Here is a 16,881-nt window from a genome sequence, read left to right as displayed (position 1 = left end):
GTCAAACACACCTTTGATCGGGCCCGCTCTGCGGGCCCGATCTGTCTTGAACTTTCCAGAACCGACTGCGGATTTTTCATCCGCCCAGAAGAAAATACCGAGGTGAGCGGCCATTCAATCGCAGAAATTGGGGCCAGAAAATGTTCGATAAAACAACCGAAGTCATCTCGCACATGATCGGTGTATTCCACATCGCAGTCGAAGAAGCGCGCATGCGCGATGTCTATGCCAAATTCAAGGCGATCCAGGCGGCAGAACCAGACACAGAAGAGCTGATCCACATCGCCGTCACGCTCAACGTCCCATACACACTCACGGACTTCACGCCCGAGGTGGACTATACCCCCTCGACGACGGACTATTTCTTTGCCCCCGCCGACTACGGCCTCTTTTTCAGAGGGCTCCCCTACCAGCAGCCTTTTGCCCCGGTGCCAGAGCAGACCGATACGCCGCAGAACCAGGCGCCCTTGCCCTTCATCAATGGTCGTCCGCTTCTGACGCTGGAACCGCCAGGCAGCGTTGCGACGATTACGCTTCAGGCAGCCTGGATGGATGATAGCGACGAATTGTACCTCAACGACGTTCAGGCCGTTTTTGTAGATCCGTCAGAATACGTGACCTCACTGCACACATCCTATCTGGTTGCCCAAACGCTTGGGGCGATGTCGACGGATGCGCCGCTGGATTTCAGCCAGAGCACGCTCACCGCAGCGATTACCCTGCATGAAAACATGGGTGCCACAGATGGGGCATCTCGCATTGGCGAAACGGTGAGCGTCTTTCACGGTGCCGACGCGGACGGCAGCCATATGGACGGTGAAACGGTCGAGGACACACCAATTCTGGACGACGTCATGCCGGCGTACTTCAGCGACGAGAATCCGGACGTCGCGCTGGAGGCAGATGGATCGGACGAGACCTCATCGACCGATGCGCCTGCAGAGGGGACCGCAGAGGGGAACGACGACCCAGACGCGCTGGAAAACACCGACCCCTTCGAAGGTTTGGGCGGATCGTCGTCAGATGACGGGCCATTTGACATCGACGCGGGGCACAACGTGGTGACCGGCGGCAATGTCATGATCAATGACGCATCCATTTCCGTTGGCTGGCTGGATGCGCCGGTGATCTCCGTCATGGGGGATGTCGTCGAGCTGAATTCAATCAGTCAGGTGAATGTTCTGTTCGAACACGTCACCCTGAACGGACATGGGGCGGCATCGCTCTCTGCAAGTTTCAATGTCGCCATGATGTCCTACACCTCAACGGCGCCGGTGGCCGAGGATGGGACAACGCCAGCCGACAGCCCGGCAGAGGACCTCGGCCTACCTCAAAACTGGGCTGTGACCCGCATCGACGGCGATATTCTGACTGTGAACTGGGTCAATCAGTTCAGCTTCATGACGGACCATGACCGCGCGGATATCCAGTTCACCGGCAGCAACACGCATATCGTGATGGGCGACAATACCATCGCCAACGTGGTCGATCTCGCCGAGATTGGCTACGGTTACGACCTGATCATGATCGGCGGCAGCCTGATCACGATCAATCAGATCAGCCAGACCAATGTGATGATGGACTACGACACCATCACCTCATCGGCAGACGTCCCCTTCACCTTTTCCGGCGGTGACAACCTGCTGTTCAATGGCGCAAGCATCTCGACCACCGGGGTCAACAGCTACGGTGAGATGACATCGAATTTCGCGACCGCGAGCGAGGCCTTTGCTGCCGGGGCCACCACCATCACTGAAGACGTCGCCCATGACAGTGTGTTCGAGGGCGATGATCTTCTGACCGTCTTGTATATCTCCGGCGACCTCACAACCGTGAACTGGCTGGAGCAGACCAATGTCATGGGGGATTCCGATCAGGTCCACCTCGCGTTGGACAACTTCGAGGACCAGACCGGCGCTTCGGTGGATCTGGTCACCGGATCAAACGCCGCGATCAACCTGGCCTCCGTCGACGTCTACGGCATCGACTCCGAAGTCCGGGTCGAAGGCGACGTCTACAGCGATGCCCTGCTCTATCAGGCCAATCTGATCGACACGGACTCCGACCCGCTGGGCGTCGCCCTGCCCGCACTCGCCACCGAGGCGGTGGCCTTTCTGGCCGACGGTATGATCGGCCCGGACACAGAGACCTCCAACGATATCGAAATCATCGCAACCCCGCCCGAATACAGCGGAAGCCCCGACATGATGCAAACAATGTTGGCCTAATAAATAGAGTGATATGATGTTAGATAAGACCTTTTCCGGCTCTGGCGATGCGCCCGGCGCTACACCAAAAGATACTCAAAACACATCCAGCACCCCATCTCCCGATCAGGAGACTCAGCCCCCCCTCAAACTCACGCCCGAACTTCGGTGCGACCAAGCCGAAAAGATGGGGGCCACCCAACGCATTCCAAAGGGACTTGGGGGCGTCCAGATCGAGGCCGACACCGGCCCCACCCTCAAATCAGGCGGAGGCAAGCCACCCGCAAATACCAACACCGGCAATGGCGGGGGCGACGGTGGTGGCTCGACGCCACAGTTCCATAAACGCGCAGGGCCTGAGCAGTTTGTTCAGCAGCTGCAAAGGGGGCGCAAGGTCGTGCGCCGCAACCTCGGCTTTGTCATGGTCCTGACCTGCGCCACAAACCTGCTGGTGCTGGCCATTCCGATTTACCTGTTCCAAATCTCGGATCGGGTTCTGACCAGCCGATCCCTCGACACGCTCATCATGCTGACCGTGGTGATCGCAGGGGCGGTGATCCTGCAAGCCATCTTTGACGCGGTGAGACGCTTCATCCTGATGCGCACCGCTGTCGAGGTTGCAGTCCTGCTCGGTGCTCCCGTGCTCAGCGCCGCCGCACATGCCTCGCTGCATGACAATGGACGCCAGTATCAGACGCTTGGGGATCTGCAATTGCTGCGCTCCTTCCTGGTGTCAGGCACATTGATCTCCTTTCTGGATGTGCCGTTTGCCCCCCTGTTCATTCTCGCGATTTTCATGGTGCATCCACATCTCGGCATGATTGTGATCGGAACCGCGATTGCGCTCATGATCATCGCGCTGATCAACCAGAAGGTCACATCCAAGCCCTTTGCCGAGGCCAATCAGGCCCAGTCGCGGGCGAATATGCATCTCGACTCCATGTCGCGGAACAGCCAGATCATCAACGCTCTGGCAATGGTGCCCGAAGCGGTTGCCCTGTGGGGGCGCGACACGGCTGCCTCCCTGCGCGCGCAGGTCATTGCACAGGACCGCAACATCGTCTGGGCCGCCGTGTCGCGCGGGGCGCGGTTGCTCACGCAGATTGCTATGCTGGGCTGGGGGGCGTTTCTTGCGCTGGAAGGTGAAATCACCGGTGGGATGGTGATCGCCGCATCCATCATCGCCGGTCGTGCACTGGCTCCGATCGAGGGGTCGATCGAAGGCTGGAACGGGTTTTCGCAATCCCGCGCCGCCTATGACAGAGTGTCCAAACTGATGATGTCCTCGGTGCAGAAGTTCGAAAAGCTCCGCCTGCCCCGACCCGAAGGACGCCTGAATGTCGAACGCCTGCTGTTCGTTCCCGCCGGCACCAAGCAGGTGATCCTGAACGGGCTGACCTTCGGCCTCAATCCCGGTGACTCTCTGGCGGTGATTGGAAACTCCGGCGCGGGCAAGACGACACTGGGCAAGATGCTGGTGGGATCAATCCTGCCGACATCCGGCAACGTGCGGCTTGATCTGATGGATCTGCGCAATTGGGACGAGCGCCAGCTGGGCGAGAACATCGGCTATCTGCCGCAGGACGTGCAGCTCTTTCCCGGATCGATCAAAAACAACATCGCCCGGATGCGCGCTGGCGCCAAGGATGAGGATATCCATCGCGCCGCCCTGCTGGCCGATGTACACGACATGATCGCCTCCCTGCCCCATGGGTATGAAACCATGGTTGCGGCGGACGGCTCTCCCCTGTCCGGCGGTCAGAAACAACGGATCGCCCTGGCGCGGGCGTTCTTTGGCAATCCGCGCTTTCTGGTTCTGGACGAGCCGAACTCCAACCTCGACACGTCCGGCGACCAGGCTCTGGCCAATGCCATCCGCCACGCAGGCGAAGCAGGCATCACGGTGGTTGTGATCACGCAGAAGCCTTCACTGCTGAGCGTGGTGGACAAGATCATGCTGCTGGCGGATGGCAATATCGTTCTGTTTGGAGAACGCCAGCAAGTGCTGCAAAAACTGTCGGAACGCACCTCGGGTGGCAAGCTTCCGTCGCAAGGCAATGGAGGGCCGCGCAATGTCTGACATGACTGCATATGTCGCGCCTGCAGAATGGTACGAGGACGTTCCTCGCTCGGTCAAAAAACACGTCAGCTTCGGGCTTTTCCTCTTGGTCTTTGGCATTGGCGGGTTTGGTCTCTGGGCCTTCATGGCGCCTCTGGCCGCTGCGGTCATTTCGCAGGGCAGCTTCGTTGCCACCGGCAGCAACAAGATCGTGCAGCACCTCGAAGGCGGGATTATCAAGGCCATTCTCGTGGAAGAAGGCGAAAACGTCGTCGCAGGACAACCCATTGTCCTGCTGGATGAAACCTCTGCCCTTGCGACCGAACGAGAGCTTTTCTTGCGTCAGGTTCGACTGGAAGCGATGGAGACCCGGATCCTTGCCGAATACAATCGCAAGGACACGCTGGTCTATCCGCCAAAGCTGGAACAGCTGCGCTCTGACTTCAATGTGGCAGCGATGCTTGATGGGCAGCAGATCGTCTTCAACGCCGCCACCCAGCAGTTGCGCAACGACATAAACCTCCTCAATCAAAGCATCGAAGCACTCAGGGACAGGTCGTCCGGCTACGAGAAACAACTGATCGCCACCCGTGCGCAGCTGGAGATCCTCGAGGAGGACTCCGAAGCCAAGGAACAATTGCTGGAAAAGGGGCTTGTGCGAAAGACCGAGTACAACACCCTGCGCCGGGCGCTTGCCGAAGCCAAAGGGCAGATCGGGCGGTTGGAGTCGGAGGTCGACGAGACCGCCTCCCTGTCGCGTCGCTACGAGTCACAGATCACGCAGACCATCAACGAACGACAAAGCGCTGCGCTGGATGAGTTGCAGGCGGTACAATCCGAGCTTGAAAGCGTCCGCGAACAGGCCCGCAAGGCTGAGAGCGTCCTCAACCGAACCGAAATCGTCGCGCCGGTCTCGGGCACTGTCATTCGTCTGCATTATCACACGGCCGGTGGCGTCGTCGAAAGCGGCAAGGCCATTCTGGAAATCCTGCCCACCGGCGAGCCGCTGATCATCGAGGTCCAGATCCCGCGCACTGAAATTGATGTGGTCCGCAAAGGTCAGGCCGCGACCGTCAGGCTGACGGCACTGAACCAACGCACCACACCCATTCTGCAGGGCGAGGTCTACTATGTCTCTGCGGATGCGATCCTGGATCGCTCGCAGGAGCTGCCGCAGGAAATCTACGTGGCACGTATCTCGGTCGCACCGAGCGAGCTGGACCGTGTACGCGGCTTCACTCCCACACCGGGCATGCCCGCCCAGATCATGATTCAGACCCAGAACCGGACATTCATCCAATATCTAATGAAGCCTGTCGCAGACAGCATGATCCGGGCCTTCAGGGAACAGTGATCGGGAACAGCGGTGGTCACATCAGACTACCGGAGCTGTTAGACAGATCGCGTGCGCCCGCTGCCCGAACGGCGGGCGTCGCCCCCGGCCCCAACCGGGCCGCCAAGACGGCGGCCCGACCGTTATTCCGCAGCCACCGCTGCAGAGCTGGTGGGGCGATAGTTCAGGATCGGGGACAACCAGCGTTCCGCCTCGGCCAGATCCATTCCCTTGCGCACGGCATAATCCGCCACCTGATCGCGCTCGACCTTGGCCACGCCAAAGTAATAGGCCTCGGGATGACCGAGATAGAGCCCGGACACCGATGACCCCGGCCACATTGCCATGCTTTCGGTCAGCTCAACACCTGTGTTCGCCTCCGCGTCTAGCAGATCAAAGAGCGTCCGCTTCTCCGTGTGGTCCGGTTGTGCAGGATAGCCGGGGGCGGGACGAATGCCATCATAGGGCTCACCGATCAGCTCCTGCGGCTCAAACTGCTCATCCTGTGCATAGCCCCAGTGCTCGCGCCGCACCTGCTGGTGCAGCATCTCCGCCATGGCCTCTGCAAACCGATCCGCAAGCGCCTTGACCATGATCGCACCATAATCGTCTCCGGCTTTCTCAAAGCGCTCGGAAATCGCCAGTTCCTCCGGCCCTGCCGTGACCACAAAGCCACCAACCCAATCGGGCGTGCCTTCCGGCGCGACGAAATCCGCAAGCGCCAGATTGGGGCTGTCCTTGCGCTTGGAGGTCTGCTGGCGCAGCGTGTGCAGCGTAGCTAGCGTCTCGGTGCGCGCATCGTTCTGGAACAGACGAATGTCATCCCCGACCGCATTGGCGGGCCAGAACCCCACAACTGCGCGCGGGCCGAACCAGTTTTCGTCGATGATCTGCTTCAGCATCGCCTGTGCGTCCTGAAACAGGTTGCGCGCCGCCTCGCCATATTTCTCGTGCTCGAGAATACGCGGATAGACGCCCTTCAACTCCCACGTCTGAAAGAACGGCGTCCAGTCAATGTAGCGGGCGATCTCCGAAAGATCCCAGCCCTCGATCACGCGCGCGCCGGTAAAGGACGGCGCGGTTGCGGAATAGTCGGACCAGTCGATCTTCATCGCATTGGCGCGCGCCGCCTCCAACGGCAGGCGCTGCTTGGCCCGCTCCGCGCGTTCGTGGCGTTCTGTGACTTCGGAATATTCCGTGCGGATGCCGTCGATATAGGGCTGCTTCTGCGTCTTGCTAAGCAGCGCAGACACCACCCCAACCGCGCGACTGGCGTCGGTGACATAGATCGCCTGGCTCTTGGTATAGTTCGGCGCGATCTTGACAGCAGTATGCACCTTGGAGGTCGTGGCCCCACCGATCAGCAAGGGCACGTCGAACGCCTCCCGCTCCATTTCCGCAGCCAGATGTACCATCTCGTCCAGCGACGGGGTGATCAGACCGGACAGGCCGATGATATCCACATTTTGGGCCTTAGCCTCTTCGAGGATCTTTTGCGGCGGCACCATCACCCCGAGGTCGATGATCTCGTAATTGTTGCAGGCCAGAACAACGCCGACGATATTCTTGCCGATGTCGTGCACATCGCCTTTTACCGTGGCCATCAGCACGCGCCCGGCGCTCTCACGCTGCCCCTCGTCCTGCGCTTCCATATAGGGCAGCAGAACTGCAACCGCCTGCTTCATCACGCGGGCCGATTTCACCACCTGCGGAAGGAACATCTTGCCGGCGCCAAACAGGTCGCCGACCACATTCATGCCCGCCATCAGCGGCCCCTCGATCACATCGAGCGGTTTGTCTGCGGCCACACGCGCCGCTTCGGTGTCTTCATCGACAAATTCGGTGATCCCGTTGACCAGCGCATGCTCCAGCCGCTTTTCGACCGGCCAGTCCCGCCAGGCGAGGTCACGTTTCTTCTCTTCGCGCTTGTTGCCCTTGAAGCGTTCCGCGATATCCAGAAGGTTCTCGGTCGCACTCTCCCCATTGGCCGGGGTGCGGTTCAGCACCACATCCTCGCAGGCCTCGCGCAGATCGGCGTCAATCTGGTCATAGACCACCAGTTGACCCGCGTTGACGATGCCCATGTCCATGCCCGCCTGAATGGCGTGATACAGGAACACCGCATGCATCGCCTCGCGCACCGGGTCATTGCCACGAAAGCTGAACGACAGGTTGGAGACCCCGCCAGAGATGTGACAATGCGGCAGGTTTTCACGGATCCAGCGCGTCGCCTCGATGAAATCAACGCCGTAATTGTCGTGTTCCTCGATCCCCGTGGCCACGGCAAAGACGTTGGGATCAAAGATGATATCCTCGGGGGGAAAGCCAACCTTCTCGGTGAGGATCCGGTAGGCGCGGGCGCAGATCTCGGTCTTGCGTTCAAAACTGTCCGCCTGCCCCGTCTCGTCAAAGGCCATGACCACCACGGCGGCCCCGTAAGCAAGGCACAGGCTGGCTTGATGCAGAAACGCCTCCTCGCCTTCCTTCAGCGAAATCGAATTGACCACCGGCTTGCCCTGCACACATTGCAGACCCGCCTCGATCACCTCCCATTTGGAGCTGTCGATCATCACCGGCACGCGGGCGATATCAGGCTCTGCCGCAACCAGATTGAGGAAGTCGACCATCACCTGCTTGGAGTCGATCAGCCCCTCGTCCATGTTGATGTCGATGATCTGGGCGCCGTTCTCCACCTGATCGCGGGCCACGTCCAGCGCGGTGGCATAGTCGCGGTTGGTAATCAGCTTGCGGAACTTGGCCGAGCCAGTGACATTGGTGCGCTCGCCCACATTGACGAACGGGATGTCCTTTGTGAGCACGAAGGGTTCCAGCCCCGAAAGGCGCAGCAGCGGATCAGACATTGTTGGTCCCTCTTGGTTTGCGCGGCGCATAGGGGGCCACTTGCTCGGCGATGGCGCGGATATGCTCGGGCGTGGTGCCGCAGCACCCCCCCACCACATTCACCAGCCCCTCTTTCGCAAAGACCGCGACCTTGCTGGCGGTGTCGTCCGGTTCCTCGTCATATTGACCAAAGGCATTGGGCAGACCGGCGTTCGGGTAGGCGCAGATCATCGTTTCGGCAACGCCCGACAATTCCGCCAGATGCGGCCGCATGGCATCGGCACCAAGGGCGCAATTCAACCCCACGGTGAAGGGCCGCGCGTGGCGCACCGAATGCCAGAAGGCGGTCGGGGTCTGACCCGACAGTGTCCGCCCCGAGGCATCGGTAATCGTGCCCGAAATCATCAGCGGCAGGCGACGGCCGATCTTGGCGAAACTCTCAAACGCGGCAAACAGCGCCGCCTTGGCGTTCAACGTGTCAAAGATGGTTTCGATCAGGATCAGGTCAGAGCCACCCTCGATCAGACCGTCGATCTGCTGACCATAGGCACGGCGCAGATCATCGAAGGTAACCGCGCGGTAACCGGGATCATTCACATCCGGGCTGATGGAGGCGGTTCGGTTGGTCGGTCCAACAGCCCCTGCCACGTAGCGCGGGCGGCCATCCTCGGCTTGCGCCCGATCCGCCGCGCGCCGCGCCACCTGCGCGCCTGCGACGTTCAGGTCATGTACCGCCGTCTCCAACCCATAGTCCGCCTGCGCGATGGTGGTGGAGGAAAACGTGTTGGTTTCAAGAATATCCGCCCCCGCCAGAGCGAACTGCAGCTGGATATCCTCCACCGCCTTGGGCTGGGTCAGTACCAGAAGGTCGTTGTTGCCTTTTTGCGGATGGTCCGATTGGTGGTGTCGGCACCCAGGTCCGTGAATGTGGCCATTGGCCGTGAAGTCCTCCTCGGTCATGTTCAAGGTCTGAATCATCGTCCCCATGGCACCATCCAGCACGAGGATGCGATCACGGGCGGCGGCGTCTAGAGCTTTGAAACTGTCGGTGATCGGGAGGGAAAAATTGATCATATCGGTCCTATCATATCGAGGTGCCTCGATACCGAACATCGCCGACCACAATCAAATGCATAATCTGCGACAACAACATGAGGTTCGTTCATGTTCAGACAAACTGCCTTCCTCGCACCCTGCCCGCCCGCCCTCGCTGAGCGAGACCGGAAAACGGACAAAGCACCGCACCTTCCCCAATCGCATTGGGCCCAGCCGGGACCACGCATACTGCGAACCCGGCCAGCAGAATTGGAGGGCAAAAACGGAGGGTCGTTGAGCAAGCACGTGTGCTCGGACGAAGGCGAACTGAAGGGAGAGCGAATAAGCGGCAACTGCTGAGCTCTATGTCTTCCCGAGGCGGACGAACAGGACACATCCCGTTGCTGCAGGGTAAACGGCGCAAAGACCGCAGCCCTCTATAAAATTGCTCGACATACTGGCGCCCTATGAAGAACGAAGGTGGTGATGGTGGACGGAATGATACCGAAGGAGGTGAAGGTGCGCGCGATCACGATCCCGGTTTTCTCATCCGAGCGACTGAACTGACCTGACGCGCTCCGTGCCAAGACGGTTGAAAAGATCCCAGCTGGAGCCGGGATGCGCGAAACGGCTGAGTAGATCGGCGCGAAAAGATCATTGGTCGCTCTCTGAGTTATGAAGGCCGATACGCCCGCGAAGGACCCAGCTCTTGCAGTGGTCGTTGCTCCGGCGGCCCATTATGCTGGATGCCCCCCTGCACCGTTGTTTGAAAGCTGGTCTCTGGGGGCAAATTCCTGTCCGGAGGTGTCAGCTCCGGTGCCATGTCGCGACAGCATGCAGTCTGCCACACAGAGATAAACGCGCGCCGATCAGGGCGCGCGCTCTATTGGCAACGGGATGCGAGGCTCTGCCTCGCGCTCCGAGATATTTATGAAAAGCTGAAAGGGCGGTCGGCCTGTTGCCCGCTGATGTGGTTATTCAGCGGCTTCCGGCGCTGCCATCATGCGATCCACGGTCGCCACAGCGACGGTATCGGGACTGACATTCTGCGCTTTGGCTTCGGTCAGGATGCGGATCATCGTCTGGTCGAGTGCTGCGAGTTTCTCGTCTACGAAACCACTACGGTCCGAGATCTTCAGGATCTCGGTGGCGACATTGATGATGCCACCGCCATTGGCAACGAAATCCGGAGCGTAGAGAATGCCGCGCGCGTGCAGTCCCTTGGCATCCTCCGGGGTGGCGAGCTGGTTGTTGGCGCCACCCGCCACGATGGAGGTCCTGAGCTGCGGGATGGTTTGTTCGTTGAGAATGCCGCCGATGGCGCAGGGGGCAAAGATATCGGCCTCGACGCCATAGATCGCGTCCAGCGCCACCGGGGTGGCGTCAAAGGCCTTTACAGCGGCGGCGACCCGCACCGGGTCGATATCGGTGACGATCAGATTTGCCCCGGCCTGGCGCAGCAAGCCAGCCAGATGCCAGCCCACATGGCCAAGCCCCTGCAGGCTGACGGAGCGACCGGTCAGATCCGAACTGCCGTGACGGGCGGCATGTGTGGTGCGGATGGCGTTGAAGATGCCGCGTGCGGTGATCGGTGAGGGATCGCCGCTGGCAAACTCACCTGCGGGCAGGCCGGCGACATAGGCCGTCTCCTCGCCTATCACCGACATGTCCTCGGGCGATACCCCCATGTCTTCGGCGGTGAAATACTGCCCCTTCAGGCTCTCGATGGCGCGGCCAAAGGCGCGCAGCAGGTCGGGCGTTTTCTGCGTCGCCGGGTCGGCGATGATCACAGCCTTGCCGCCTCCCAGCGGCAGGCCAGCCGCGGCGTTCTTGTAGGTCATGCCGGCGGAGAGGCGGGAGACGTCCTCCAGCGCGGCCTCGAAGGTTTCATAGGGTCGCATCCGCAGGCCACCGGCCGCAGGGCCAAGCTGGGTGGAGTGGATGGCGATGAGACCGAGGAGCCCGCTGTCGGGATCTTCGACGCGGTGGATTGCCTCGTGGGTGGAACTGGGAATCAAGGTCATGGTCATAGCTGCTCCTCCTGCCTGTTGGGCGACCATATCCTGAGGTGGACGCCGAAATTCTCCAATTGCAGTTTGTTTTCCTGTAGTATTTAGAGGAATCCTCCAAAACTCTCTGGATTAGGGGTGAAAATCATGGATGCTCTCGACCGGAAGATCATTTCCGCACTGCAGCGGGACGGACGCATGACCATGGCGGATCTGTCGGAGGCAGTGGGACTGTCGCCAACGCCCTGCGCCCGGCGGGTGGCCAACCTTGAGAAAACCGGCGTCATTGCGGGCTATGGCGCGCGGGTCGACCAGACCAAGCTGGGGCTGCCGGTCACCATCTTTGTCGCGGTGGAGCTGGAAGGGCAATCCCGGGATGCGCTGCAAAAGTTCGAGGCCGCCGTGCGCCGGTTCGATCAGGTCATGGAGTGCTACTTGATGACCGGCACCCGCGATATCCTGCTCCGGGTGGTGGCGGCGAGCTTGAGTGATTTTGATGATTTCCTGGAAAACCGGCTGATGTGTGTGCCCGGTATCCGCAACACCCGGTCGAGTTTTACGCTGCGCACAATGGTTCAGCGCAGCGCACTGCCCGAGCGTGTAACCCGTGCTTGATCCGCAGCGCGCTCGGAATTCCACATGCATTCGCACGCCAGAACCGTTAGGCTGCCTCTCAATGGATCTGGCATATCCGGTCTGCGGAGAAATGCCCGGCACCGTCCGCCCTTCGGGCGCAACTTGAGCAGAGCGAAAGACAGGACCAATGGCAAACCCCAAACCTATGACTCAGCACCCCACGGGGACGCCTGACGTGACGCCCACACCAGAGGATGCGGCGGATACATCATCGACGCCATCCAGTCGGGCGGAGCCGAGCACAACGTCTGAAGTGCTGGATTTGCGCAAGAAAGAACTGATAGATCAGGTGGTTGAACGCACCGGTGTGAAGAAGCGAGACGCCAAGCCGGTGATCGAAGCGATGCTGGCGGTTTTGGGAGAGGCGATCAGTGCGGAGCGTTCGGCCAATCTGGAGCCGCTTGGAAAGCTGCGCGTCACCCGCAGCAAGGACACGCCGAACGGGCGTCTGCATGTCTGTCGCTTGCGCCGAAAAAAGGCCGTCTCCGAAAAACCGACCGAGGAGACAAAAACTGCGCCGGCCCCTCTTGCAGAGCGTGACGGCTGACGTTAATACCCTGTCTCACGGGTGATTAGCTCAGTGGTAGAGCGCTTCGTTCACATCGAAGATGTCAGGAGTTCAAATCTCTTATCACCCACCATTCCTCCTTATCTTGTAGATGCGTTGAAAAACAAAGACTTGCGGCGATTTTGGTGAGTGCTGCCAAGCGGCTTCCATTGTACTTTTGCCGTGCTGGCCATTGTACTTTTCGGCCCGGTCAGCGGCGGAGCTTCCCCCGAATTTAGCCTTGTGGAGCACAGGCTTCCGACTCATCGTTTGCGTCCTCCATAGCCGGTTCGGCTTCGTACAAGCGCAAGCGGCCTCAGGCATCCGCACGTTCGAAGAGCGTGTTTGGACCAAGCTGTATCTATTTGAGCGAAACCAAAGGGGTGACGTCTGTGGACACTGTGTGTCGCGTCGGTTGAGTTGTGCTGGTTTTTGTTGCCCCCTAGGTGCTATGCATTGAGAAAACTCAGGTGATTTAATGCAGGCCACTGATTTCATAAAAAAATGGGAAGCTTCGGAGCTGAAGGAGCGAAGCGCTTCCCAGTCCCACTTCAATGACCTCTGTGCACTTCTTGGAATTGAAGACCCGATCAGTGCTGACCCCAAGGGTGATTGGTTCACCTTCGAGCGTGGTGCGTCCAAAACCTCAGGCGGAGAGGGCTGGGCGGACGTTTGGCGCAAAGGGTGTTTCGCTTGGGAATACAAGGGCAAGAAGAAGGCCCTAGACAAGGCATACGATCAGCTCTTGCAATACTCCATTGCGCTGGAAAACCCGCCGCTCCTGATCGTGTCGGATATGACACGCATCCGTATTCACACCAACTGGACGAACACTGTCCAGCAGGTGCATGAGATTACCACGCCAGACCTTCTGGACGCTAGCAAACGCGACTTTCTTCGTGCCTGCTTCACCGATCCAGAGAGCCTGCGCCCATCAAAAACGCGTCAGGCTCTAACCGAAGAGGCTGCACAAAAATTCGCATCGCTGGCACAGCGCCTGCGCAGCCGAAAGCATGATCCTGAAACAGTCGCGCACTTTGTAAATCGCCTAGTTTTCTGCATGTTCGCCGAGGATGTCGAACTTCTGCCAAACAAGATGTTCCAGAAAATGCTGGAACTCAGCCAGAAAGACCCGTCCGAGTTTCAGCCCTTCGCAAAAGATCTGTTCGCCGCCATGCATGCTGGTGGGCGGGTCGGATTCGAAAAAGTGGAATGGTTCAATGGTGGCCTGTTCGACGACGACACGGCGCTACCACTGGAAAGGGAAGATCTACAGGAACTGCTAGCTGCAGCGAAACTGGATTGGTCCGAAATCGACCCTTCCATTCTAGGCACCCTGTTTGAGCGTGGGCTAGACCCAGACAAGCGCTCCCAGCTTGGTGCCCATTACACCGACCGCGACAAGATCATGCAGATCGTGGGTCCGGTGGTGGTCGAGCCGCTACTTGCCGAATGGGCCGAGGTGAAAACCCAGATCGAAGCAGCGATGAGCAAGGCGGGGAGCGCCAAGTCGCGCTCCGCGCGGACCAAGGCTGAGAACGAGGCGGAACGCCTCCACGCGGCGTTTCTGGAGCGCCTGCGGGGTTTCCGGGTGCTGGACCCAGCCTGCGGGTCCGGAAACTTCCTCTACCTGTCCCTCTTGGCGCTTAAGGACATTGAGCACCGCACTAACCTTGAGGCCGAGGCCTTGGGCCTTCCACGTGGCTTTCCGACCATCGGGCCGGAATGCGTGAAGGGTATCGAACTGAACCCGTATGCCGCTGAACTCGCGCGCGTGTCGGTCTGGGTCGGGGAAATCCAGTGGATGCGTCGCAACGGCTTCGATGCCGCTCGCAATCCGATCCTGCGCCCGTTGGGGACCATTGAAAACCGGGACGCCGCACTTGGCTCTGGCGGGGCCAAAGCAGACTGGCCGGACGCGGACGTGGTGGTTGGGAACCCGCCGTTTTTGGGAAACAAGCGAATGATCTCGGCACTCGGGGAGACCTATGTCAACGATTTGCGCAAAGCTTGGAAAGGCGTCCCCGGCGGCGTCGATCTAGTCGCATATTGGTTCGCCAAGGCTTGGGAGATGTTGCAAGAGGGTCGCCTGAAACGTGCTGGGCTGGTCACAACCAACTCAATTCGCAGCGGTTTCAATCGCGAAGTGCTAAAGTCCATCGTCAGCGAAGGCCGTATCTTCAACGCATGGTCGGACGAGCCATGGACCGTAGACGGCGCTGCGGTGCGTGTCTCAATGGTCTGCTTTGACGCGCATGTCGGCGGTGGAATTGTAGATGGAAGGAATGTCGAGCGGATTTCTTCAAACTTGGCGGGCAGCGTAACGGATTTGACCGCTGCTTCGCGTTTACTAGAAAACGTGGAAGTGGCATTCCAAGGGATCATACCGATTGGACCATTTATTGTGTCAGGTGACACCGCGAGAGAGTGGGTTTCTTCCCCGATCAACCCGAACGGGCATGGCAATAGCAGAGTTGTTCGCCCGTTTATCAACGGTCGAGACGTAGCTAGACGGCTTGAAGATCGCTGAATCATCGACTTCGGAGTAGATAGTACTGAAGAGGAAGCGTCACTTTATGAGCTTCCCTTTGAGTATCTCAAAACACATTTCGAAATCGAGAACCAAGCTCGCATCCTAGCAGGAAAACCAAGGCTCAGAGAGCGTGAGGAGCGAGCCTTTCGCCAATGGTGGCTCCATCAAAGAGCGCGCCCGGAACTCCGAGACGCAATTTCCGGGCAGACTCGGTTCCTTGCGACGCCTGAGACCTCAAAGCATAGGGTGTTTGTTTGGTTGCCGATCTCCTGTTTGCCCGGCCACAAACTGTATGCCTTCGCAAAGGATGACGACACCTTTATGGGGATACTGTGCTCGACCTTCCATGAAACATGGGCACTTGGCATGTGTAGCAAGCATGGTGCGGGGAATGACCTTCGCTACACCCCATCTACCACATTCGAAACCTATGCCTTTCCGGAAGGCCTGACACCGGATATCCCAGCCGATGACTATGTTGACGATCCGCGAGCAGAAAAAATTGCTCAAGCAGCAGCAGCACTGAACCGCTTGCGCGAGAACTGGCTGACCCCACCTGACCTTGTAAACAGGGTGCCTGAGGTGGGCGCTGGCTACGCTGAACGGCTGATACCGATAGACAACAAGGCAGCACGAGAACTCAAGAAGCGGACCTTGACCAACCTCTACAATGCCCGCCCCGCGTGGCTGGACCACGCCCACATGAAGTTAGATGAAGCCGTAGCGGAGGCTTACGGCTGGGGCGACGACTGGCGCGATGGCAAGCTGACTGACGAGGAAATCCTTGCACGCCTCTTCCGGCTCAATCAGGAAAGAGCGGCAGAGCAGGGCAAGGCATGATAAAGACGGCGGCGCTGGTCGGGCAGGGTGACAAACCAATCAGCGCTGCTCAGGTCTCGCGGGATCGAAAAGGGGAAACCGCACAACTCTGGCTGTGGAGATACCCCATTGTACGGAAAGGTCGGCTCCTTCAAAAAAACTGAGCGCCGGGGCCGGTGAATACTTACCCGGCACTCCAAGGGCTTTGCGCTGGAATGAGTGCAACAAAATTCTGATTTATTTCAAAAATTTTTAGGGCTGAACCGTGATTGAAATAGGGTGCTCAACTGTGCGGCTGGGTCCCCTGTGGGGCGAAATATAATACCGGACGAAAAATGGCGGTGCGCAACAGGATTGGGGCCAGATAGCAACGGAAGTGCTAAACATCACTTCGACGCGGTTGCATAGCTGTCGGTCGACAGCACCCGTCAAGACCTTGAAAGAAAGACGTACTCCCTAGACGGGTCCCATGCCCTTTGTTTTCAAGTTTGTATCCGGTTTTTGTCCGTCTCGTGTGGCAGCGAACGCGCTCAGAGCAAGTTCAGCAGGCGCGGCGGGTCTCTATGTCATGTTATGATGTGCCCCCATCGAGTGGTCCAATTTGAATGTTAATGCATCGTCGGCCTTTGGTCTATCAGGACGATGCTTTTGGGCGCTGGGGGCCGGTATCCTAAGGCGCTGTGGGGCCTAACCGTGTTGTAGTGGCGACGCCAGCGTTCGATGAGGATCTGTGCTTCACGCAGCGTGGTGAAGACCTCGCCGTTTAGTAACTCATCCCGGAAGCGGGCGTTGAAGCTCTCGCAGTAGCCGTTCTCCCAAGGTGATCCCGGGGCAATGAATGCGGTCTTCGCGCCCACGGCAC

The 16,881-nt window shown here is 59.2% G+C and carries 11 protein-coding genes and 1 tRNA gene; 8 read left to right on the top strand and 4 right to left on the bottom strand.

Annotated features, from left to right (window positions below; all coding sequences use genetic code 11):
• Positions 1-140: 140 nt before the first annotated feature.
• From CLV89_RS18360 to CLV89_RS18350, 3 genes are read left to right on the top strand one after another with little or no spacing between them, the layout of a single operon-like run.
• Positions 141-2,228: an autotransporter outer membrane beta-barrel domain-containing protein gene (locus tag CLV89_RS18360; RefSeq protein WP_106165120.1), complete on the top strand. Its 2,088-nt coding sequence runs from the start codon at positions 141-143 to the stop codon at positions 2,226-2,228.
• 16 nt (positions 2,229-2,244) lie between these two features.
• Positions 2,245-4,287, top strand: a complete 2,043-nt coding sequence (locus CLV89_RS18355; protein ID WP_106165167.1) for a type I secretion system permease/ATPase — start codon at positions 2,245-2,247, stop codon at positions 4,285-4,287.
• Complete coding sequence (locus CLV89_RS18350) at positions 4,280-5,620, top strand: HlyD family type I secretion periplasmic adaptor subunit (protein WP_106165119.1); 1,341 nt, start codon at positions 4,280-4,282, stop codon at positions 5,618-5,620. The genes CLV89_RS18355 and CLV89_RS18350 overlap by 8 nt, the downstream gene beginning before the upstream one ends.
• 122 nt (positions 5,621-5,742) lie before the next feature.
• Here the strand turns inward: CLV89_RS18350 and metH are convergent, their stop codons facing one another.
• The 3 genes from metH to CLV89_RS18335 all read right to left on the bottom strand — a co-directional run bounded on the left by metH (position 5,743) and on the right by CLV89_RS18335 (position 11,505).
• Positions 5,743-8,460 (bottom strand): methionine synthase, encoded by a 2,718-nt coding sequence (metH, locus tag CLV89_RS18345; protein ID WP_106165118.1) that lies wholly within the window; start codon positions 8,458-8,460, stop codon positions 5,743-5,745.
• Positions 8,453-9,514: a homocysteine S-methyltransferase family protein gene (locus CLV89_RS18340; RefSeq protein WP_106165117.1), complete on the bottom strand. Its 1,062-nt coding sequence runs from the start codon at positions 9,512-9,514 to the stop codon at positions 8,453-8,455. Before CLV89_RS18340 ends, metH begins: the two co-directional genes overlap by 8 nt.
• A 935-nt stretch (positions 9,515-10,449) precedes the next feature.
• Positions 10,450-11,505, bottom strand: a complete 1,056-nt coding sequence (locus tag CLV89_RS18335; protein WP_106165116.1) for a Glu/Leu/Phe/Val family dehydrogenase — start codon at positions 11,503-11,505, stop codon at positions 10,450-10,452.
• Positions 11,506-11,631: 126 nt separating this feature from the next.
• Here CLV89_RS18335 and CLV89_RS18330 point away from each other — a divergent pair, with 126 nt between their 5' ends.
• From CLV89_RS18330 to CLV89_RS22795, 5 genes are all read left to right on the top strand, one after another.
• The gene (locus CLV89_RS18330) at positions 11,632-12,099 is read left to right on the top strand and encodes an Lrp/AsnC family transcriptional regulator (protein WP_106165115.1); all 468 of its coding nucleotides are present in this window, start codon (positions 11,632-11,634) and stop codon (positions 12,097-12,099) included.
• A gap of 196 nt (positions 12,100-12,295) precedes the next feature.
• The gene (locus CLV89_RS18325) at positions 12,296-12,667 is read left to right on the top strand and encodes an HU family DNA-binding protein (RefSeq protein ID WP_243395069.1); all 372 of its coding nucleotides are present in this window, start codon (positions 12,296-12,298) and stop codon (positions 12,665-12,667) included.
• A 19-nt stretch (positions 12,668-12,686) separates the two neighbouring features.
• Positions 12,687-12,761, top strand: a tRNA-Val gene (locus tag CLV89_RS18320).
• A 384-nt stretch (positions 12,762-13,145) separates the two neighbouring features.
• Positions 13,146-15,197: a class I SAM-dependent DNA methyltransferase gene (locus CLV89_RS18315; RefSeq protein ID WP_207796969.1), complete on the top strand. Its 2,052-nt coding sequence runs from the start codon at positions 13,146-13,148 to the stop codon at positions 15,195-15,197.
• Between the two features lie 249 nt (positions 15,198-15,446).
• Positions 15,447-16,040 carry a class I SAM-dependent DNA methyltransferase gene (locus CLV89_RS22795; RefSeq protein ID WP_207796968.1) on the top strand — a complete coding sequence of 198 codons (594 nt, stop codon included), beginning with the start codon at positions 15,447-15,449 and terminating at the stop codon, positions 16,038-16,040.
• 587 nt (positions 16,041-16,627) lie between these two features.
• Here CLV89_RS22795 and CLV89_RS18310 read toward each other — a convergent pair.
• The coding region (locus tag CLV89_RS18310; RefSeq protein WP_133166708.1) for an integrase core domain-containing protein at positions 16,628-16,881 on the bottom strand (254 nt) is incomplete at its 5' end.

Source organism: Tritonibacter scottomollicae, assembly GCF_003003215.1.
GTDB classification, from domain to species: domain Bacteria; phylum Pseudomonadota; class Alphaproteobacteria; order Rhodobacterales; family Rhodobacteraceae; genus Epibacterium; species Epibacterium scottomollicae.
The sequence above is the reverse complement of the archived record's forward strand: the minus strand, read 5'-3'. Positions and strand labels throughout refer to the sequence as shown.

Excerpts from the sequence above, each read along its gene's own strand:
- metH (WP_106165118.1), bottom strand. The coding sequence starts at position 8,460 with ATGTCTGATCCGCTGCTGCGCCTTTCGGGGCTGGAACCCTTCGTGCTC.
- CLV89_RS18335 (WP_106165116.1), bottom strand. The coding sequence starts at position 11,505 with ATGACCATGACCTTGATTCCCAGTTCCACCCACGAGGCAATCCACCGC.
- CLV89_RS18315 (WP_207796969.1), top strand. The coding sequence starts at position 13,146 with ATGCAGGCCACTGATTTCATAAAAAAATGGGAAGCTTCGGAGCTGAAG.
- CLV89_RS18340 (WP_106165117.1), bottom strand. The coding sequence starts at position 9,514 with ATGATCAATTTTTCCCTCCCGATCACCGACAGTTTCAAAGCTCTAGAC.
- CLV89_RS18330 (WP_106165115.1), top strand. The coding sequence starts at position 11,632 with ATGGATGCTCTCGACCGGAAGATCATTTCCGCACTGCAGCGGGACGGA.
- CLV89_RS18360 (WP_106165120.1), top strand. The coding sequence starts at position 141 with ATGTTCGATAAAACAACCGAAGTCATCTCGCACATGATCGGTGTATTC.
- CLV89_RS18355 (WP_106165167.1), top strand. The coding sequence starts at position 2,245 with ATGTTAGATAAGACCTTTTCCGGCTCTGGCGATGCGCCCGGCGCTACA.
- CLV89_RS18350 (WP_106165119.1), top strand. The coding sequence starts at position 4,280 with ATGTCTGACATGACTGCATATGTCGCGCCTGCAGAATGGTACGAGGAC.